The organism is Pantoea sp. EKM10T, assembly GCF_011800685.1.
GTDB lineage: Bacteria > Pseudomonadota > Gammaproteobacteria > Enterobacterales > Enterobacteriaceae > Pantoea > Pantoea agglomerans.
The window spans coordinates 102,306-123,529 of sequence record NZ_JAALEU010000010.1 but is presented as its reverse complement, the minus strand read 5'-3'; the positions used below and the strand labels follow the sequence as shown (position 1 = coordinate 123,529).

At 55.2% G+C, this 21,224-nt stretch carries 17 protein-coding genes; 5 read left to right on the top strand and 12 right to left on the bottom strand.

From position 1 onward, the window contains the following. Nucleotides 1-48: 48 nt before the first annotated feature. From HFD95_RS18270 to HFD95_RS18250, 5 genes are all read right to left on the bottom strand, one after another. The gene (locus HFD95_RS18270; protein WP_167430585.1) at nt 49-2,595 is read right to left on the bottom strand and encodes an excinuclease ABC subunit UvrA; all 2,547 of its coding nucleotides are present in this window, start codon (nt 2,593-2,595) and stop codon (nt 49-51) included. A 739-nt stretch (nt 2,596-3,334) separates the two neighbouring features. Then, nucleotides 3,335-3,718, bottom strand: a complete 384-nt coding sequence (locus HFD95_RS18265; protein ID WP_010256870.1) for a type II toxin-antitoxin system HigA family antitoxin — start codon at nt 3,716-3,718, stop codon at nt 3,335-3,337. Further along, nucleotides 3,718-4,017 (bottom strand): type II toxin-antitoxin system HigB family toxin, encoded by a 300-nt coding sequence (locus HFD95_RS18260; RefSeq protein ID WP_010256874.1) that lies wholly within the window; start codon nt 4,015-4,017, stop codon nt 3,718-3,720. The genes HFD95_RS18265 and HFD95_RS18260 overlap by 1 nt, the downstream gene beginning before the upstream one ends. Nucleotides 4,018-4,249: 232 nt before the next feature. After that, complete coding sequence (locus HFD95_RS18255) at nt 4,250-5,728, bottom strand: YsnF/AvaK domain-containing protein (protein ID WP_033759886.1); 1,479 nt, start codon at nt 5,726-5,728, stop codon at nt 4,250-4,252. Between the two features lie 286 nt (nt 5,729-6,014). Further along, on the bottom strand, nt 6,015-6,584 hold the full coding sequence (locus HFD95_RS18250; protein WP_010671973.1) for a pyridoxamine 5'-phosphate oxidase family protein: 570 nt from the start codon (nt 6,582-6,584) through the stop codon (nt 6,015-6,017). Between the two features lie 260 nt (nt 6,585-6,844). On the opposite strand from HFD95_RS18250, the gene HFD95_RS18245 reads away from it, so the two are divergent. Continuing rightward, nucleotides 6,845-7,429 (top strand): GNAT family N-acetyltransferase, encoded by a 585-nt coding sequence (locus HFD95_RS18245; protein WP_167430584.1) that lies wholly within the window; start codon nt 6,845-6,847, stop codon nt 7,427-7,429. A 55-nt stretch (nt 7,430-7,484) separates the two neighbouring features. Here the strand turns inward: HFD95_RS18245 and HFD95_RS18240 are convergent, their stop codons facing one another. The 3 genes from HFD95_RS18240 to HFD95_RS18230 all read right to left on the bottom strand — a co-directional run bounded on the left by HFD95_RS18240 (nt 7,485) and on the right by HFD95_RS18230 (nt 12,054). Continuing rightward, nucleotides 7,485-9,614: a bifunctional diguanylate cyclase/phosphodiesterase gene (locus HFD95_RS18240; protein WP_167430583.1), complete on the bottom strand. Its 2,130-nt coding sequence runs from the start codon at nt 9,612-9,614 to the stop codon at nt 7,485-7,487. 405 nt (nt 9,615-10,019) lie between these two features. Further along, on the bottom strand, nt 10,020-10,259 hold the full coding sequence (locus tag HFD95_RS18235; RefSeq protein WP_010256895.1) for a hypothetical protein: 240 nt from the start codon (nt 10,257-10,259) through the stop codon (nt 10,020-10,022). 361 nt (nt 10,260-10,620) lie between these two features. Next, on the bottom strand, nt 10,621-12,054 hold the full coding sequence (locus HFD95_RS18230; protein WP_158132444.1) for a methyl-accepting chemotaxis protein: 1,434 nt from the start codon (nt 12,052-12,054) through the stop codon (nt 10,621-10,623). Between the two features lie 346 nt (nt 12,055-12,400). Here HFD95_RS18230 and HFD95_RS18225 point away from each other — a divergent pair, with 346 nt between their 5' ends. Continuing rightward, nucleotides 12,401-14,182, top strand: a complete 1,782-nt coding sequence (locus tag HFD95_RS18225; protein ID WP_029519494.1) for a GGDEF and EAL domain-containing protein — start codon at nt 12,401-12,403, stop codon at nt 14,180-14,182. Nucleotides 14,183-14,206: 24 nt separating this feature from the next. Here the strand turns inward: HFD95_RS18225 and HFD95_RS18220 are convergent, their stop codons facing one another. Then, on the bottom strand, nt 14,207-15,790 hold the full coding sequence (locus tag HFD95_RS18220; protein WP_010671966.1) for a diguanylate cyclase: 1,584 nt from the start codon (nt 15,788-15,790) through the stop codon (nt 14,207-14,209). 398 nt (nt 15,791-16,188) lie between these two features. Then, nucleotides 16,189-16,362, bottom strand: coding sequence for a hypothetical protein (locus HFD95_RS18215; protein WP_010256913.1), 174 nt, complete (start codon nt 16,360-16,362; stop codon nt 16,189-16,191). Between the two features lie 518 nt (nt 16,363-16,880). On the opposite strand from HFD95_RS18215, the gene HFD95_RS18210 reads away from it, so the two are divergent. Beyond that, nucleotides 16,881-17,792, top strand: a complete 912-nt coding sequence (locus tag HFD95_RS18210) for a GNAT family N-acetyltransferase (RefSeq protein ID WP_167430582.1) — start codon at nt 16,881-16,883, stop codon at nt 17,790-17,792. A 1-nt stretch (nt 17,793) separates the two neighbouring features. Here HFD95_RS18210 and HFD95_RS18205 read toward each other — a convergent pair whose 3' ends face one another. After that, a complete protein-coding gene (locus HFD95_RS18205; RefSeq protein WP_010256916.1) occupies nt 17,794-18,039 on the bottom strand; it encodes a hypothetical protein in 246 nt (81 codons plus the stop codon). A gap of 382 nt (nt 18,040-18,421) precedes the next feature. Here HFD95_RS18205 and HFD95_RS18200 point away from each other — a divergent pair, with 382 nt between their 5' ends. Beyond that, nucleotides 18,422-18,967, top strand: coding sequence for a chorismate mutase (locus HFD95_RS18200; RefSeq protein ID WP_033774049.1), 546 nt, complete (start codon nt 18,422-18,424; stop codon nt 18,965-18,967). 22 nt (nt 18,968-18,989) lie between these two features. Further along, nucleotides 18,990-20,180, top strand: coding sequence for a cytochrome P450 (locus HFD95_RS18195; protein WP_167430581.1), 1,191 nt, complete (start codon nt 18,990-18,992; stop codon nt 20,178-20,180). 20 nt (nt 20,181-20,200) lie between these two features. On the opposite strand, the gene HFD95_RS18190 is transcribed toward HFD95_RS18195, so the two are convergent. Continuing rightward, a complete protein-coding gene (locus tag HFD95_RS18190) occupies nt 20,201-21,205 on the bottom strand; it encodes a substrate-binding domain-containing protein (RefSeq protein WP_010671961.1) in 1,005 nt (334 codons plus the stop codon). Between the last annotated feature and the right edge of the window lie 19 nt (nt 21,206-21,224).

The following is a 21,224-nucleotide window of genomic DNA, read 5'->3' as shown; positions in this document are numbered from 1 at the left end:
AGGAGCTTGCGCCTGAGCCCTTACAATGCACCAGTTTCAGCGGCGTAATCATCCACCGCAATCCGGATCGCCCGCCCTCTTTTTCAGCTGTGCGGAAAGCCAGGGTGCAGTCAGACTCTCTGCAGATGCGCTGACCTCTTCCGGTGAGCCGGAGGAGACAATCCTTCCTCCTTTAAGACCCGAGCCGGGACCCAGATCAATCACCCAGTCCGCCTCTGCCACTATGCGCATGTTGTGTTCCGCCATGATCACGGTGTGACCACGCTTCACCAGTTCATCCAGCACTACCAGCAGCTTATCCATGTCAGACGGGTGCAATCCTGTCGAAGGTTCATCAAGCAGATAAAGCGTGGGCGTACGCTGGACCCGCTGCAGCTCCCAGGCAAGCTTGATACGCTGGCACTCGCCGCCAGAGAGTTCAGTGGCGGGCTGACCCAGGGTCAGATATCCCAGCCCCAGCGACGTCAGTGCCTTAAGCGAACGCTGGATCCCGTCATGCCCATGAAACACCTCAGTGGCGTCGTCCACGGTCAGATCAAGCACATCCGCTATCGTCATATTGTTCCACTTCACCTCCAGCGTTTCGGGGTTATAACGGCTTCCCGCGCAGACGGAACAGGTTGCGGTAGCGCTCGGCATGAAGAGCAGCTCAATCGAAATCTGTCCCTGCCCTTCACAGGCAGGACAGCGTCCGGCTGGCAGATTGAATGAAAACCGGCTGGCGCTGAAGCCTTTGGCTTTCGCCGCGTCGGTGTCTGCAAACAGCCTGCGGACGATATCGAAAAATCCGGTGTAAGTGGCCAGATTTGAGCGTGGTGTCCGGCCGATAGGACGCTGATCGATTCTGACCAATCGGCCGATGGCGTCACTTCCGCTGACAACCTGACCCTTAACGTCCGGCACCAGATACTCTTCCTCGCCCTCCTCGATGTCAGGCGTTTTGTCAAAACGTCCGAGCATTTCCGGAAGCACGCGATTCAGCAACGTCGATTTTCCGGAGCCGGACACGCCGGTGATGGCCGTCATTCTCCCCAGAGGGATGGCGATATCCACTCCGGCAATATTGTTGCAATAGACCTGTTCAAAGCAGAGCCAGCTCTCTGCGGGCCGGCGCTGGCGCAGCCCGGTATAGTTTCGTGAGAAAAGATAGCCCGAGGTGGGTGACGCACTGACTTCTTCAAGCCCTGCTGGTTCGCCGTTATAGACGATCTCGCCGCCATGCGTTCCCGGGCCGGGGCCGACCTCAATGAGCCAGTCTGCCTCGGCGATGAGGTCAATATTATGTTCGACGACCACCAGCGAATTACCGGCACGCACCAGATTCTTCAGGGCTATGAGCAGCGATTTGACATCATCGGGATGCAGTCCGGCTGACGGCTCATCCAGCACATAAAGCACGCCAAACAGCCGCGATATCAGCTGGGTGGCCAGACGCACGCGCTGCAGCTCGCCGGATGAGAGTACGGTGGTACGGCGTCCCGGCGCCAGATGACCCAGACCCAGCGTTTCCAGCTGCTCAAGCCGCATACAGATATCCGACGCCATCCGGATGACCGCCTCACGCAGTGCCGCCTCTGCCGGCAGGTCCGGTGATGCGCCACGCGCATAAGGCTTCAGCAGTTCAGCGAGCTCAGAGACCGACAGCTCACTCAGGCTGGCAATGTCATGCCCGGCAAAGGTCACGGACAGCGCATCCCGGTTTAGCCTTTTACCGTGGCATTCAGAACAGGGAGTGACCGTCACAAAGCGCGCCAGCCGTTTCTTCGTCGTCTCGCTGCCACCCGAATAACTCTGCAGCACGATTTTTGCTGCACTGGTGTACGTGCCGGTATAAGCCGGCTCTTCGCCCGCCGCCAGCGCGTTTTCGCGCTGCTCAGCATTCAGACCGACAAAAATTGGCACCGATGGCTGTTCGTCAGTCAGCAGTATCCACTGCTGATCACGGGCTGAAAGCGTATTCCAGGGCGCATCAACATCGTAGCCGAGCGTCTCAAGGATGCTGCGCAGATTTTTGTTATGCCAGCCTCTGGGCCAGGAAGCGATAGCTCCCTGGCGGATGCTCAGTGAGCTATCCGGCACCATCGACTCGGTTTTAACGGTGTGCACTCTTCCCAGTCCCTGGCAATGCGGACAGGCACCTTCAGGATTGTTAGGCGAGAAAAAATCGGCGGTCATAAAGGGAACGCCTTCAGGCCTTACGCCCGCACGGGAAAACAGCAGACGCAGCGTGACAGAAATTCGGGTGAGGCTGCCCACCGTTGAACGCTCCTGCGCGCCAGCCCGGCTCTGCTGAAGCGCCACCGCGGGTGGAAGTCCGTCAATATTATCCACATCCGGTGCAGCAGCCTGATCGATCAGACGACGGGCATGTGGCGACACCGACTCGATAAACCGGCGCTGGGCTTCCGCATAGAGGGTATCAAAGGCGAGGGACGATTTACCGGAGCCTGAAACCCCGGTGAACACCACCATGGCGTTGCGGGGAAATCGCAGCGAAACATCTTTGAGATTATGTGTTCTTGCACCCTGTACCGAGATATAAGGATCAATGTGCTCATCAGCGCGGTAATGATCGGCGTTGCGTTGTTCTGTCATGATTTCCCTGATTGATAATGCACGGCAGATTCACGATCGCCTGCCGTTAATGACTAAAAATTGCAGATGCTAATCCGGCGTTCAGGCTATCCGGCCCGTTTGGGGATAGAAACAACAGCAAGGGTAGTCAGGGATCGCGGTCTGCACAACGCGAGGGGGGTTCATCGCTTCGTGGCAGCACAGACTGGTAACCAGCTTGTACAGGAAGCCTTCTTATCTCTTAAGAAAACCCTGGAGCAAACTCAGGCAAAGGCACACTGACGCCACCGGACACCGTTCAGGACTTGCCGGACTGGGGTGTTGTGGCTGATGCCGTCACGGACCTGGGTGAGCCAGGATTCAATACTGCACAGCAGGAATAAAAAAGCCCGCACATGGCGTAATGCTGGTCAGTTAAGATTCGATTTGTAAAGGCTGTCACGGTCAAACGTGGCAGCTTTTTTTTCGGTAAACGAGCCGGAGTGCGGGCCAGAAGCTTCAGAGCAGGCCGGTGGCGATCAGGAGCAGGCAATCCGCAGCGCTCAACAGAATGAGTCTGCCAGGAGAGTCCGCAGTACGCGGGCGAAAGGCGGGGCGGCACAGGATGTGCCATCCCCGACGGTCCGTCAGGCAGGCGAATGAAGTGAAGGAACCGCGCAGCGGCGCGAGGACCGCCAGCCCCTGAGCGGCACCAGACTGCGTTATCACTTGTCGCTTAACTGACTGGCATTACGCACATGGCGGGCTTCAGTTACTGGACTCATATCCTTTTGGATTCGGCTGCGCCTACAAGTGATGCAAGCGGTATATTGAACATTTCATGCAGGTTGCGGATCATTGGCAGCGTCAGCGCACGCTTATGATTCAATACCTCATAGACGCGGTTCGGGCGTCCAATCGCCGGCACCAGGTCTTTTGCTGTCAGCCCCATCTGCTCCATGCGGAATTTAATCGCTTCTACCGGATCGGGTGCCTCAATCGGATAATGTTCCTGCTCGTATTTTTCAATAAGCAGGATCATGACGTCCAGAAAGTCCCCGGCTTCACTTCCCGGTTCTGGCTCGTTGTCGAACAGGGGAGACACGGCGGCCAGAGCGGCTTCATAATCTGCTTCACAGTGAATCGGTTTGATTTTATAACTCATCACATTTCCACCGTATTTGCGTTTATCTTGTCGTATTCAGCGTGCGTACCTACAAACTTTATGTAGACCGCCTGAAACCTGTAAGCCACTGCAACGATCAGACGGTAATGATTCCCTTTAATATCAAACACCACCCGATTGTTGTTCAGGAAATCTGCCGTTCTGTACTTATCCTTGATGTCCTGTGGTGTTTTCCACTGAGCCTTGCTGACTTCATCTACCCATGCTCTTAACGGCTGCTCCGCCTGATTATGAGCCTCCCAGAATCGTTTGAGAGACGCGATCGATATAATTCGCACTGATTTTCCCTGTGGTCCCACTATGGGACTAACTTAACAGTCCCATAGTGGGACTTCAAGGTTTAAGGCGCATCTTTTTTTTCAGGTAAGTAGTCTGGGTAAACAGTGATGAATCAGAGATATTGCCAGGTTCGCGCTGGATGACGCTAATAATTTTTAAGCATCCTTAACGCAAAAAAACCCGTCTGCGACGGGTTTTCAGGCATAGAAGGCGACAATCACCGCTCCGGTATTACGGCTTTTTAAACTTGTCTTCGACTTTCTCTTTCGCTTCCGCGATTTTATCACCGGCCTTTTCCGCGAAACCCTCTTTATGCGCTGGCTCGCTGCCTGGCGTTACCGGACGGGTGTCGTGGTCAGCGCGGGCCTGACGCGTGCTTTCAAGCAACGGATCGGCCACAGTACGATTCCCGGTCAGCCGGTCTGCGCCGAGAGGATCTGTACTGGCATGGTCAATATCCACTTCCTGACGGCGTACCGAATCGTTGATAGTTTCAACCCGATCGCTTGTCTCTTTGCGTAACACCACCTCTTCAATGATCTCCGCGGTCTTATTAATCACGGGCTGCTCATGCGTCTCTTCCACTTCGACAGTTTTTTCAGACCAGTCAACATGGGTGGGTGAACCTGATTCATTCACCGGACGACGGAAGATTGCGGCGTGCTGCTCATGCAGCGAGACATTTTCTGAGACCTGATCGGTGACAGTGTAGCGACGAACGCGGGTTGAACCTTCACTGACCAGACGTTTACCCACTTCCAGTCGCTCCTCGGCCAGACGCAGTACATCCTCGTCACTTTCGTCACCGGTCAGGGCAGTACGGGCAGCGCCACGATGGGCAGGATCGGTAGAGAGCGGATCGACGGCGGCATTATCCTGAAGCGTTCCACTGGCAGGTGCAGTCAGACCATCACTGGTCGCGTAACCGGGCGCGTAATCATCGGGCAGCGCCGCACTGCGCTCGGTAAGTTCTTCATGTGCATCAAGGATGCCCAGGGCGCGAGGTAACTCATCTTCATCGGCCCGCAGCGACAGCACTACTCCGCCGGTTCGCATCGCGTCTTCATACACTTCGGCCTGATCCTCCTCCAGCGTATTGCCGAACAGGCGTTGCCAGAAGCCAGGGTGACGGGCCTCCTGACCTTCGGTACGCAAACGATCACCGGAGATGATATCAATGTCATCATCCAGGAACCCGGCCTTGATCAGGTTACGCTTTGCACCCTCTGCCAGTGAGATATTGCTGAACATTGTTACGATTGTTTCACGCGCCATGTTGTGTTCCTCGGTGATGGATTCGGACGGCTCTGAATAGGGTGTTCGGGTCAGGTGAGCGTGCTGTTTGCGCAGGGAGACGACCTGTTCTGTCGCTTCCTCACTGACAACTTTGCGGATATGCCACTCCTCTTTCAGCACCAGATGACGAACGATCTCGATTTCCTCTTCAACGACAGGAATGATCAGAACGCCATTTTCTTCACGGATCTCCGGCATCTCAGCCAGCCGTTCCGATTTAGGAATGCGTTCTATTTCCGCCGTCTGGTGCCGGAGCATCAGCGCAATCTTCTGCTGATGCTCAGTGACCTGTCGGGTAACCCTGACATGACCGTCGATGACCCGCTGTTTTGAGACCTCAACGGTTTCCTCCGCCAGGCTTAGCACCTGGTCGCTACCCTCTGACCCTGGTTTTTCAGGGGGTTGATTGTTCATGTTTAACCTGCCTGTAATACAGAGCGATCATTTGTACTTTTCTTTACCTTGAGCATAAGTCACTGCTTTTCGGTTAGTTAAAGCCTGGCACAAACAATGACAAAAGATAGGAAAAAGCAGAAAAACGCCATTATATGAAGATAACGTGGTGCTAAAATCGATTAAGCGGTGCGGCAGATAAAAAACAGCTAACGAAGCGGCAGACAGTGAAATCTCTTTTATCCAGTGCGCGAAAAGAGGATCAATCAGGCGTTAACCCGACCCGAAGTGAATCAGGCATATCGGGTCAGGGGTTAAGCCATTCGCTTTCCTGCAGTTCGCCATTAGCCGAATAGCGAAACAGGGCGCGCTGATTTTCGTTTCGCTGAAGCTGATAGGCGTCCAGCACACTGGCCTGCAAAATCACCACGCCAAAGCGGGATTCCCCGGTTTCCGTTGCTGCCGCGTCAGGCGTCTCATCAGCCGTTGCCCGTGCTTCCCCCGGAGGTCCGCCGGTGTAAGTCTGCCGCGTGTGCTGCGGTAACGCACGCCAGGCTGCCCGGGCAACATCACTTCCCGCCGCATAACACGCAACCCGCCCTGCCAGCCGTAACTGCAGGCGACGCTGATGGCAATATCCCAGCACGGTGACCTGCGGATTCGCCGCCATCTCCTGCCACTTCGGGCTGCGAACATCCGTATGAAATGTCAGCATCCTGCGGTCGTCGGCACACTTGCGCAGAACCACGGTGCGCGCCTGAGGTTGTAGCAGAGCATCGACCGTACAGAGCATCAGATAACGAAATCCACCCTGTGGATCGGTTGCAGATTCCTGCAGCGCAGCCCAGGCTCCAGTTTCAAACGTTTTCAATTCCATGGGGATTACTCTCATCAGGATCAATTTTCAGCCATCTGGCTAAAAGCGTAGCAATGAAGTGGGCAGAAGGCCTGACAGCGCAGCGATAAGAGCAAATGTGGCAAGCGGGAGCTGGACAATGCACGAGAGCAGGAGCTGTTGAGATAGCGTCGGGATTGCGGGATACCTCGCAGAGCGGCAAAAGCGCGTCCCGCCAGTCAGCCACTCTGTGTTATTTTTGCGCCATCGCCACAGAGATCCGATCCGCAGGGAGTTGCACGATGACAACTGAAGAGTCTGCTAAAGTACCGGCTGAAATACCGCTGAAAGTCACCTCGCCGCGCCTGACTTATCGGCCACTTCGGCAGGAAGACTGGCCCTTCTATCTGGCAGTCAGTCAGGATAGATCGGTGATGCAGTACATCAGCGATCCGCGCAGCGCTGAAGAGATCAGAACCCACTCATTTGATGTCCGCCTGCCCGCCTGGTACAAGGGCTGCAGGCACTGGCTCTGTCTGGTTATCGGAGAAAAAACATCCGGTGCTCCGGCTGGCTTTTGCGGGTTTATCGATCGTGGAGAGGGTATTGCGGAGTTTGGCTTTATTCTGGCCGCAGATGCGCAGGGCAAAGGCTACGGCAGCGAGTCTCTGCATGCCATTATCACCTTCTGCTTTGAGCAACAGGAATACCGCAAACTGATCGCGACGGTGACGGCAGGCAATGCGGCCTCACGCCGGACCCTGATTTCAGCGGGCTTTGTGCAGGAGGGGACGTTGCGGCAGAACTTCTTCCTCAACGGCCAGTGGCAGGATGACTGGATCTTCGGCTTGCTGAAACAGGAATACCAGCCCGCACACTCACACTGAGGCGCAGACTATCAGCGTCGGGCATCCTCCGCTCCGTTCGCCACAATCAGACCGATTAGCGTGGCGTAACGTCATAACCGCTGGCGATAGCGGGCGCACAGTGCTCCTCTCCGCACAGCATCGCCTCAAAGTCCGCCGGCGTCAGTGGCTGGCACAGGCCATTGCCCTGCATAATGTCGCATCCGGCGGCCGTAACAAAAGCGATCTGCTCTTTATCTTCCACCCCTTCGGCGGCCACCCGAATCCCCAGGCTTTTGCCGAGCGCGGTAATGGCCCGGAACATCATACGCACCCGCATGCTGGAACCCAGCTCGTGCGTCATCGACTTATCGATTTTAAAACCCGTCACAACGCTATAGCGCAGCAGGTTAATCGCCCCCAGCGTACGCCCGTAATGATCGATAACGAACGAGGCTCCCGTTCGGCGTACGGCGTCAACCTGGACCGGCATATCCTGCATCAGCACGGCCAGCAGTGGCTCATCCACTTCCAGCTCAACAAAACCGGCATCGCCTCCAGCACTTTCACGTATCACCGTCTCCAGGCTGTTCCCTGCCAGCTGGCGCGGAAACAGGTTAATGCTGACTCGAAGCTGAGGAGAGCGAACCTGCCACTGCCGGACCTGTGCCAGAGCACTGCGGATGATCCATTCACCCAGCGTGACTGAAAGCGGACTTTTAACCAGCATGCCGATAAATTCAGCCGGCAACAGCAGCCCGCGCGTCGGATGCTGCCAGCGCACCAGCGTCTCGCAGCCAATAAGCTTTCCGCTTTCAACGTCGTAGCGGGGCTGATAGTAAAGAGTGAACTGCTGCTGCCGCACCGCCGTTTCCAGTTCGCGCTCAAAACGGCGCCGCTGCTGCTCCGCTTCACGAAACGCGGGCATAAACAGCATGCTGCAGCCTTTACCCGACGCTTTGGCGCGATAGAGCGCCAGATCTGCGGCGGACATCACCGAAGAGGGATCCCTGCCGTGCTCCGGATAGGAGGCGATGCCGGTGCTGGCACCGACCACCACCGGTGAGTCGTGATAGCGGAACGGCGTCTGAACGGCCGCAATCAGTTTCTCCGCCGTGATCGCCGCCTCTGCGCTGCCGCCTGCTAACAGGATCACAAATTCATCACCACCCAGGCGCGCAGCCGTCACGGCACTGGCGCAGACCGCACGAATCTGTTCGGCAACGTGGCACAACAACGCATCGCCTGCAGCATGCCCCAGCGTATCGTTAACCTCTTTAAAACCATCGAGATCGGTCATCAGTAACGTATAGGGGACGCCCGCCCTGGTCAGCTGGCCGACCTGATCCATAAACGCGCTGCGGCTGGCGAGACGTGTCAGCATATCCAGTGAGGCCAGCTCACAGAGCCGCGCCTCACTCTCATAGCGGGCCGTGACATCGCGGATGATCATGCCCACCAGCCGTTCGCCCTCTTCACGCCAGCCCGAAAAAGAGACCTCTGCCGGAAATTCACGACCTTCACGCGTGACACCCCATATCTGCAAAGAGCGAGGGTGCGAGATAGCCGCTTCGTCAGAGGTAATCCGGACCAGTTCATTACGGTAGTCAGCCTGGCAGCGAGCAGGGATCAGCTCGCTGATATACTGGCCGCGCATCTCCTCTGCGCTGTAGCCGAACAGCGCGGTGGCGGCCGGGTTCCAGAAGGTTATGCCACGCCGAAGGTCGGTGCAGACAATGGCGTCAGGCGAAGTGGATGAGATCGCCTCGAGTCGCTGCTGGCTGGTGTAGCGCAATAACTCCAGACGATGCATCTCCATGCGATCCATCACCAGTGCAGCAATATCGTTCAGATGCTTTCGATCCTCTGCAGTTAACGGCTCACGAGGATGGCTGTCGGTCAGGCAGACCGTGCCAATATGATGCCCATCCGGGGTCGAAAGCGGGATCCCCGCGTAAAAGCGGATAAAGGGGTAGCCGTGAACCAGCGGACTGTCGCGGAAGCGCGGATCTTTCAGCGTATCGGGCACGCAGAGGATATCGCCCTGCGCCAGCGTATGGTGGCAGAAGGCGACGTTGCGTGCCGTACCTGAAATATTTAAACCGTACCGGGAGGCGAAGAACTGCCGCTTTTCGTCGATAAGCGAGACAAAAGCGACCGGCACCCGAAACAGCCGCGCGGCAAGCGTAGTGAGGCGATCCAGCGCATCGGTCGGCGGTGAATCCATCAGATGATACTGCTTAAGTGCGTCGAGGCGAGCCGCCTCGGCATCATGATAAACTGGACGTTTCAGCGTAACTCTCCTCTGGTGTTATCTGCTGTGGCTGGCCTGACACAGCATAAAGAGGACACGTTCAATCAGACAGAACGCGCAGAGTTCGCTGCCGATCCGTTGCCGGAAGAAAGGCCCGTCAGTAAACCCGGCAGCAACAGGTTGCCGCACTGAGTCCGATAAAGCTGACACCGCAGACAGCGAGGCATCAGTTAACACGTTATGCCTGCCAGAGAGAGTGCGGCGGACCGCCCAGGATTATCTGGCCAGAGCAGATCAGACAGGCGGTAATGCGCCTCGCTTAGCTCTCTATATCGGCCCGACATGACTTTACTTAAGAGAAAACAGAGGATGAACGCCTTACTTTTTCAGCTTTGGTACCAGTTGATAGTGCGGATGCTCTCCGGCGAGCAGCATCAGCAGTTCATACTCTCCCTGACTGAGCAGCGCAGGATTTTTCGATGCTTCTTTCGTCTGCCAGACACGCTGGCTAAGATCGAAACGCTCGGCTGCAATCTCCTGAGAGAGACCGGCCGCAAGGCGCAGCTCACGCACGTTGTGCTGGACGGCGACAGGCCGCTGTAAAATCTGATTTCCCATATAAACGCTCCGCATACGGTGCCCCGGCGAGATGGCCGGGCGGAAGTACACGCCTGCGGCCAAAACATAAATTTGAGTTAAGTTTTAACAGCCCGGCGTTTTACACTTATCAGGAAAGCGTAACGCACCAGTAAAAACAGAGAAAATAACCTGAATTATATTTAAATCGCTGCCCGGATAATTTTTGCACCGCTGAGAAGAGTAATTGCCATTCTGAATGGTGGCGTTGATCGAATGATGATCAACGTCAATCACAGTCACAAAAAATGACCGTTTCATCCCTCTTTTAAAAAGAGTGAATATTAATCGTTATTCCGTGCCGGACAGACATTATCTACAGTTCAGAAAAAATACGTTCAGGCTATGCCCGCGCAAACGTTGCCCAGCCGCCTTTTTCATCAGGCGTGACGCGTTTAGGCTCTACGGCAAGAGGGTGATGCGGCAGGGTAAAGCGCGTAATCACGCTGCCCAGCGTTTCAGTCTGTCCACTGAGACTGTCTGCTGTCGCCGAAACCTGCTGAACCAGCGTCGCATTCTGCTGCGTTACGCGGTCAAGTTCTGCAACGGCGACCGTGACCTGGGCAATCCCTTTACTCTGTTCATCCGAAGCCAGCGCAATCTGTCCGATCAGTTCATTCACGCCGCCGACGCCGTGCAGCACGGCCTCCATGGTGGTTCCTGCGCTCTCAGCCGCCCGCCGGCCATCGTCAACGCGTGCCACGGTATCGGCAATCAGCTCTTCGATCTCTTTAGAGGCAGCAGCACTTCGCTGTGCCAGTGAACGTACCTCACTGGCGACTACCGCGAAGCCGCGGCCCTGTTCACCCGCACGGGCAGCTTCTACAGCGGCGTTTAACGCCAGAATGTTGGTCTGAAACGCAATACCATTAATAGTGGTGGTGAACTGCCGGATTTTTTCTGATCCCTGAGCGATGCTGGTGATGGCTGCCGATACCAACTGAACCAGTTCCACGCCCTGCTGAGTCGTATCCGTGGTGCTGGCAGCCAGTTCACGTGCCTCGCGGGCATTCTGTGCATTGTGACGCACGGTGACGGTAATCTCCTCCATGCTGGCTGCGGTCTGCTCCAGTGCAGCAGCCTGAGTGGATGTCCGGTCGGAGAGATCGGCGTTACCCGCAGCAATGTCCCCCGCTTCACGATGAAGAATGGCTGCGTTGTCACGGATAGCGCTGACCGTCTGCAACAGACTGTGCTGCATCTCTTTGACCAGCGGCACCAGTTGCCCGACACAGTTGCGCCCCAGATCTTCCGGCTCGCGCGTCAGATCGCCATCGGCAATAATTTTTAAATGACCGCGAATTTTACCCACCGGACGCACCAGATGAACGACCAGATAGCGGTCGCAAAACAGCAGCAACGCCACTGCCGCCAGCAGTGCTGCCAGCAAGACGCCCTCAAGCCGATGCCGGTCAGCCTTCAAGGGTGCCTGATTCCCGGCCAGCTGCTGCGTCACCTTGTCCAGCTGCGCACGGGCAACCTTTGCGTATTCTGAGGGAGTTGTCGTGAGTGCCGCGCGGACGTTATCCCAGTCAGCATCGGCCGGGGTTGAGGCGACAAGCGCGTTTTTATCGGCTGGCGTACCGCTCTGCATGACAATAGCGCTGTGCGCCAGAAAGCTCAGTTGCTGCGTCAGAACGGCTGAACGATCGGTTTGACGAAAGATATCGCGCACGACCTGGCTGCTGTAGCCACCGGCCAGCACGACGATGCCCAGTGAGACGATCATCATCCACAGCACAACGCGGCGGATAGTGAAATGCCTGAGTGAATTCATGAGGTTTCCCCGATGTTGTCATTGGTGTAGTTAAAATTAAACAAAAATAAGTTATGTCATCTACTTTAGTGCGTTATTATATAGTGCACTATGTTTATACTCTGTATACTGGCAGGATATTTAAGAAATTAAAAGTTTTTAACGACAAAATAATAGAATCGTGATTACTAAAATATTTCGTTAAAGAAAAGTGATTTGCTATTCTGACCAGCAATGCCGTGCAGTGGGATAAAAAATAAATGGTCATGACTCTTTCTTTTTGCAGAATTTGCCTGTAGTCATGACATCATACCCTTCAATTTTTCTGTTTAATTTCGCGCCGTAACCAGCCGGTGCGGAGGAATCCATGCTTATGAGTCTCAGCGGCGGCGACGATTGCCGCACGCGAACCCTGCACGCGCTGCGCAGTAACGACGAAAGTCGTGACGATGTGTTGCGACAGTTCGTCCGGCTGGCCAGCCAGGCACTCGGTATACCCGGCAGCTTTATCTCCGTACTGGATGATGAGATGCAGCATGTTAAGGCTGCGCAAAATTTCACACTCACTCAATCCTCCCGGCAGGACTCGCTCTGCCGGCATGCAGTGGACAGTGACAGCACCGTGGTAGTACCCGATACGTTGCTGGATACCCGCTTTGCTGAGCATCCGCTGATTGTTGGCGCGCCTTTTATTCGCTTTTATGCCGGCGTACCGCTTAAAAGCAGCACAGGTCTGATACTGGGTACGCTGTGCGTGACTGACACCGCGCCTCATCCCTTTAATGCGGATCAGGTCGCCATGCTGAAGATGCTGGCGGCACTGGTGATGTCATTTCTTGAGGCCTGGTACTCGGCTGGCTTTGCCGACCCGGTAACCGGTCTGCCCAACCGCCAGCGTCTGATTCGCGACCTGCAGTTTCTTGCCGCCTCCGGTGACACCACGCCACGGCGGCTGGTGCTGATTGACTGTATCGATATGCCGCGCGCCTACGAGCTTGCGCGCTCAATGGGCATGGGACCAGTTGAAAGCCTGTTGAAAGATGTGGCGACACTGCTGCCGCTGCGCCTGAGGCCTGCGCCAGGAGAGATGCTCTACACCGTAGCCACCGGGCGCTTTGCCCTGCTGACACGTCAGGAGAGCAGACTCACTGCCAACTGGGTGGCAAACAAGCTGGCCGGGATCAGCGCGGATCTCGGCGATGGGCTGTCGGTTGCACTGATGACCCACACCGGTGAGGCGAGTTTCAATACCGGGGAGATGCCTGCCCAGGAGATCCTGCGGCGTGCGGTCAGCGCGCTGCACGAGGCCATCACACGCGACGTCGCCTCGATGCCTTTCAGCGAGGCCACTGATACGCGCCATACGCAGGACTTTACCCTGATGCATGACCTGGCCATCGCGATACGCCAGGATAAGGGATTATGGCTGGCGTATCAGCCTAAAATCTGTCTGCACAGCGGCAAGCCAATTGGCCTGGAGGCCCTGATCCGCTGGCAGCATCCGCAGCGCGGCGAACTGTCTCCTGCACAGTTTTTACCCTTTGCCGTGCAAACCGAGCTGCTCAGCGAACTGACCACCTGGGTGACAGAGCACGCCATCGCCCGGCTCTCCCGGCTGCGCAACAGCTATATTCAGTTGCCCATCACCATTAACGTCAGCAGCAGCGATTTTTCACGTGACGGTTTTGCCGACGAGCTGGAAGAGCAGATGATCAGGGCGAAGCTCCCGGTTTCGCTGCTGGGCATTGAGTGTCTGGAGACGGAACGGATTCTGGAGAGCGCGACCGCAATGCGGGGGCTTGAGATGCTGAAACTTCGTGGATTCGGTATTTCACTGGATGACTTTGGTACCGGCTACAGCAACATCAGTTATCTGCGGCGCATTCCGCTGGATGTGATCAAGCTGGACCGTTCACTGATCAGCGAAATTTCATCTGACACCGCATCGCGCGTCATCGCCCGCAGTATTATTGCGATGCTTAAAGATCTCGATTATATGGTGCTGGCTGAGGGCGTGGAGAATGCGGAAACCGTTACGGCGCTGACCGAGTTCGGCTGCGACCAGGCGCAGGGCTTTTTCTACTCCAGGCCGCTGCCGGAAGCGGCACTGGATGAGTGGCTCGGCTGGCGATTACGCAGTAAGTGCTGAGCCTGTCCCACACACCCCGGAATCTTACCCGGCCGAATCAGACGCGCTGAACTCCTCAGCTCCGGCAATGATGACGGTATTACGCCCGGCGGCTTTTGCTTCGTAAAGCGCTTCATCGGCACGCCGCAGCAGAGAGTCGCGATCGCTATCCTGATCGCTCCGTGAAGCCACCCCGGCTGAGATGGTCATCGTTCCGGCAAACGGGAAGGTGGTGGCGCTGACGGTCTCACGGATGCGTTCCGCGGTGCGGACGGCATCAGCCAGCGTGGTATGCGGCAGCAGCAGAATAAACTCCTCGCCGCCAAACCGGCTGACGATATCGCCGGTACGACAAGCCTGACGCAGCAACGCTGCCAGGCTCACTAGAACCGCATCGCCCGCGTCATGCCCGTACCAGTCGTTTATCTTCTTAAAATGGTCAATATCAATGGCGATGGCACACTGTTCATGCTCACTGTCTGACTGCGCCGCCAGCGCCGAAAATCCGCGTCGGTTGCAGAGCCCGGTCAGCGGATCGGTCATCGCTTCATCGTTTAGCGCGGCAAGATGACCCGCAACGGCGTGCCGATGAGCCTGCACGGCTTCTTTGAGCCGATCAGCCTCGTAATACCAGGTTTTAACCGTGGCGAGAGATTCCGCCTGGGCTTCGCTGCCGCCATCACGCACTCTGTCCGCCAGCTTTTCCAGTGGAGAGGCGATTCGACCGGCCATAAAGGCAATAATGGCCGCTGTTACGGCAATAATGCCCAGAACGAACCAGACGGCGCTTTCTGCCGTGCGCATCAGAATATGCCTGACCGTTTCAGAGGTGCCGGTAATAAAAACGTTCCAGCCGGTTTTATGCAGTGTGCCATAGCCGGTCAGATAGTGCTGCCCCTCACTCTCCAGCGTGAAATGCCCGCTTTCCGTCGTGGCGAGCCGTTTCTGCAGTGCCAGACTCAGCAGCATCTTTGTTCCGACGCGCGCCGCGTCATGACTGAAAATAATCAGCCCTTCATTGCTGACCACGCTGACCGTTGAACCATTGGAATAGAAATGCTGGCTCAGGATTTCGCTCAGCATGCTCTGTTTCTTGAGATAAATAGTCCCGCCAATGTAGCCCAGATAGCGGCCATCTTCGCTGAACAGAGGTTGTGATAAAAACACCACATAGTTACCGGCCGCGGAGGTAAAAGGAGCAGAGATAAAAGGCTTTTGAGTCGCTATGGCCTGCAGGCTGGCAACTGAGTGCAGCTTCACGCCAATAAGATTCAGACTATCGGGTGAGGTTGCTGCAATAATGGCATCATGATTTACCACCACCACCGAGTTGAAAAAACCCGACTGCATTCGCAGGCGATCGCTCTCTCCTTCCAGTCGTTTAATATCACTAAGCCCCTTGATCTGCGACGCACTCCAGGCCAGTTCACGTTGTGCTGTCGCCAGGTAACGATCGGTGGTATCAGCCAGCTTGCGGGCATAGGCAATGTTCCCCTCAAGCAGACTGTCTTCGATGTTGGCCTTCTGAAACAGCAGCAGCGCACTCAGCAGCAGACCGGAGGTCAGAATGACGCCCCCGATGGAAAGCAAAGTCAGCAGCGAGCGAAGGCGCATTTTTTCATGGGGCATTGCAGTCGGGATCCGGATTAAGTGTCATCTGAGTGTAACAGTAGACGTTTCACGTCAAGGGCCGAACAGAAGATGATTTACACAGGATCACGGCGCATTGCCGGGCGCAGCACACAACCGTCCAGCCCTGCATAAAGGATTGTTTAGCGTTTCGATAGCCCTGATAAGCAACAGCAGAAAATGATTAAGCGGTAATAATGATACTGAGCAGGCCGGTATCTGTGCAGATGACGCACTATTATTACCGCTGACCGTGATAACAACGCCATATGGTCGCTGAAAATAACGGGGCAGGCTCTGCCCCGTTTATCATTACGTTAAAAATATGCGTAGAACAGTTAAATAAAACCTGCATCAATAATAAGTAATTGTGCATCAGCCTTATCTTTTAAGCGAATTTAACGCCAGAACGATTTAATATAAGAGCGGCTGCTGAGCCTTTTAATAAAATGATGCGGACAGGTATAGCGGCGCCCTTCCCACTCCAGATTAAACCACTGAAATTCATCATTTTTAATTTTTTCCAGCAGGGTCATTGCCTGCATCGGCGTCTGAAAAGCATAAGCTTTCATCACGCCCTCCTGGGTGCATAAATCAATATGAACCATGTAACCCCCGGGTGTTAAAAAGATCGAACATTTTATAATTATTGAAAATCCTCTTTATCATAATCCATTTATCGGCTGCCGATTATCTGATTCCGTATTATTTACGTAAAAATTTCGCATCTATTTCACATTTAAATTTTTGGGCAACCCTGCCTTATTTCATCAATTAATTTGACCATGTATACGAAATCCAGCCAGACCCGAATAGATCGTAACCCATGTTTAATGCAGCTCAGAGGGTGGCGACGATAAGCGATCGCAGAAGATGACGTATACCTGCTCACATTGTCAGCATTGCACCGTCTGGCAGGTCCAGAGCCGTCATGCAGAGGGGATGTAATGGTGCTGGCTGAGAGGTTGAGATGGTCATAAACAGAGCACATCGTTTACACTCTCATCAGCCTCATCTGCAATCCGGTAACGGTACAAATGTATCGCGGAGCGAGGCAGGAGATCACTGACGGCGGGCAATAAGGAATCTTATGCTGGATTATATGGTGTCGCTCTACCGTACTGTTCCTGTCTCATCTGAACGTCTCAGCGACTGGCTTGCCAGCTGGCTGGCGCAGCAGCAGACACGATGCCACGATCACCATTTTTCTTCCGCCTTTCCATGGCGTGAAACCGGTCTGCCCCAGCACGCCTTTTTGCAGCGAGAACTGACGATAAACGGCCAGCGTTATCTCACCGGGCCGCGCTATCTGGGTGGCGATCCTGCACAGCCCTTTATTGAGGTTGTTGCGCGTGACGGCATCATCGATTACAGGGTCGCTAGTGCCATTATGCAGGCATGGCAGCCGCTAAAACCTCTGAAGCTGCGCATCCTGTTGCCTGCGACTTATCCTGACATCGGTATAACAGATCAACTGCTTTTCCTCAGCGACCTGGCTTCACTCTCTGTTCCTGTCGACGAAGATATTTCACTGGTGACAGCCCGCCGGAAGGATTATCTCGCCTGTATCACGGCGATTAACCGCGCCTATCGTGCCAGCTGGCACACGCTGCCGCATCTGCGCGATCAGTTACTGGCAACCAGCAGGCAGGAATTACGGGAGGATATCGCCGCGGGACATGTGTTTCTGATTATCTGGCAGGGCATAGTGGCAGGGCTGATGATTTGTGTCCCCCGGCGACTGACCTTTATTGAGGGGTTTCAGATTATGGATGAGGTGATTATGCCCGCTTATCAGGGCCGTGGACTCGCCGCGCGCGCTCAGCAGCGTTTGCTGCAGCAGCTTCATCATCATTATGGTGAGAAGGCACTGCTGACCGGTACCATTCTGCCCGGTAACACCCCTTCACTGCGCAGCGCGCAAAATGCCGGGCGACGCTGCGTGCTGAAATATCAGTTTTTTACCCCTGCCGATTTACGAGCCGGCCGACAGGCAATTTAAATCACCATAAAGCCAGCTCAATCAACTTATCCTGCACACTGTAAACGCGCTGCTTAAGGCTCAGGCTCTCGTCTGCGCTGATCCATTTTGCAGCAAACGCACCATTAATTTTTTCCAGTGCGATTTTGGTGCTGCTTTTCAGACCTTCGTGCCAGTTCGCGTCTGAACGTTTTGCCGCCTGTTTTTCCAGGCTCTCAACTAACGCCGCGACACTTTTACCACCGGTAGTAGCTTCGGATACAGACATACCTACCTCGTTTTGCTGCTAAAAAACGGCCACACTCGCGGAACATATTATACCTGAACCCTGATCGGCATGGCGCTTTCCTGTGCGCACTACCCGGCATGCCTCGTAAACTCATTCTGGCATCACAGAGATGACGTAAATGGCGCAACGCCACCTGCATCAGGGGGGAATCCATTCAGACGTCATATCCAATCAACCCGCCAGCATTGCAAATTAATGTGAATTTTTAATGACCATAAAGATAAAAAATAACTTTAAAATTAATGACCTGTTCTCATTTCACTGACCCGCCTTGTGATTCACATTTTGAAAACAAAATAATCACACTTAGTTATTTTTTCATGCCTAAATTAGTGCCAGTTTTCATTTATGGGGCAGGCAAATGACTCACTTTATGGCAATTTTTTTCTCTTCAATGTTTATGTGCAGTAACGTTTTCGCAGGTACAGTCTCATCCGTCTCTCTTGGGGCGCTTTCTACCTCGCTCAACGAACGGATGCAGGTGATGAAAGCGGTGGCGGGTTATAAAGCACTGCATCATTTACCTATTGAGGATCTGCCTCGGGAGCAGGTGGTGCTGGATCATATGCTGCAAAACGCACAACAGGCCGGGCTTGAACCCCACTCCGTGGAGCCGTTTGTTCACGCTTTGATGAACGCCAGCAAGGCGATCCAGTATCGCTATCGGGCTGACTGGCTCTCATCACCAGACAGCGCTGTTCCTGTCAGGGATCTGACCGAGACCAGACAGCAGATACAACAGCTGGATACCCAGCTCCTGACGGCGATCAGCCAGCGCCTGATGACTGGCGCCTTCTCGCAGGAGGACAAAGAATTTCTGATGTCACACCTCACGGCACCTCACCTCAGTGAAAGTGATAAAAACAGCCTGTTCGCTTCCCTCTCCCGCATTCAGCGCCAGCACTAATACTCTATCAGCGGAGTACGCTATGCAGCTTCATGAACTCATGGACCCCGACTACTCTGATAATCCGTTTCCCCTATATCGAAAACTGCATCAGCAGGGACCGCTTATCCCTGCCGGAGATAAGATTATCATCAGCGGCAGTCACGCGGTGGTGGACGCCCTGCTGAACGACCGGCGGGTCGGTAAAAATTATATGGAAAGTGTCAGAGTAAGATTTGGTAATGATGCAGCCGGACTGCCGCTGTTTCAGGGTATCAGCAGAATGTTTCTGGTGCTGAACCCACCCGATCATAACCGGTTAAGAGGACTGGTTATGAAGGTGTTCAGCGCCCGGGAGATTAAATCTCTTCGGGAGATGGCGCTGACGATAGCCAATGAACTGGTTGATGAACTGGAAGGGCGTCGTGCCTGCGATCTGGCTCAGGCATTCGCTTTTCCGCTACCGGTGCGCATTATCTGCCGGATGCTGGATGTCTCAGAATCTGATGCACCAGAACTGGGTCGCCTTACCTCTGCGCTGGTCAGGGTTTTCGATCCTCAAATCAGTCAGGCGGATTTGCTGAAAGCCGCTGAAGCTTTTGCCGTACTGGAAAGTTACTTCAGTGCCGTGATCGTATCCCGACGTGACAGCACCGCCAGCGATCTGGTGTCGCTTTTTCTGCGCAGCGGCAGTGACGGCGACCGGCTGGATCACGATGAGATCATCGCCAATGTGATACTGCTGTTTCTTGCCGGTCATGAAACTACGTCAAACATGCTGTGCAACACCATTCTGGCCCTGCATGCTCATCCGCAGGAACTTGCGAGCCTGAAACAGAATCATGCGCTGATACCCGATGCCATAGAGGAATGTCTGCGCTACGACAGTTCGGTCCAGATGCTTTACCGCACGACTCTGGAAGAGATTGAGGTGGCAGGAGAGCTCATCCCGCCCGGAACCCGCTTCTTCCTTAGCCTTGGTGCAGCCAATCACGACCCGCTGGTATTTACCTCTCCGGAACGGCTGAATATCCGGCGGCATGAGGGGCGCTGTCTGGCATTCGGTGGCGGTATACATCACTGTATGGGCTACCGGCTGGCACTGGCAGAAATGGAGGTGGCGCTGGAAGTATTACTGACGCGATTGCCAGAGATGCGGCCCGTGGCCGCTGGTGTTCGCCGCAACCACAGAGCTAATCTGCGCGGCGTCAGCGCCCTGCCGGTCGAATGGTAAAGCACTGCAACGCCCGGCGGTTAACCGCGCAGCCGCAGCGTGGCGGGCAGGATAAGCTGACTGTCAGCGGGATCCTCACCAGCGATCATCGTGGTCAGCATAGAAAAGCAGGCCTGCGCCAGTGCCGGGACATTCTGCTCAACCGTGTCGATCGGAATGGAGAGTGAATCATAGAGATAGTGATCGTCGAAACTGGCAATGCGGATGTCGCTGGTCAGCAGGTTATGCTCGCTCATGTAGCGCAGTACTCCCTCCAGCAGACCGCAGGCGGCGGTGAACATCGCTTTAGGTGGGCGTCCCAGCCGGCGACAGAGCGCGGCAAACATCTCATAGCCACTGCCGGGATGGTAGTTACCCTGAATTATCCACTCCGGCCGCAGCGTCACACCCGCCCGCATCAGTCCCTCTTTGAATCCCGCCAGACGATCCTGGGTCGGGGAGAGGTCAGACTGTCCGCCAAGAAAGTAGATCTCCTCCGGACAGGTGCGCGCCAGCTTTTCGACCAGCTCAGCGGTGGGCGTCACAGAGTCGGTGATGACCCAGGGCAGCCTGGTGTTATTCATGTGGCGGTCAAACAGCAGCACCGGCAGCTGTTCGCTGAGGCTGACATAGTCGCTGTCGCTCAGCATACTGGAGGCGACAATCAACCCGTCGACCTGACGCGCCACCAGGTTATTGACCACGGCCATCTCCTGACCGGCATTTTCATCGGTGCAGGAGATCAACAGTTGCAGACCGGCGGCGCGACAGAGATTTTCCAGCGCATGGGAAAAGGCCGCAAAGCCGTGGTTGGTGATCTCCGGCACCACCAGCCCCAGCGTATGACTGCGGGCGTCATGTAGCATACGGGCGTGTATGCTGGGCTGATAATGGTGTTCCCGGGCCAGTGTCAGAACCCGCTCACGCGTCTCCTTCGCCACCCGTAACTCTTCGCCACGGCCGTTGAGCACCAGGCTGGCAGTGGCTTTAGAAACCCCAGCCAGCCCGGCGATGTCACTGATGGTAACGCGTTTGGTTTTTCTCACGGCAAGGCATCGGTTAGTG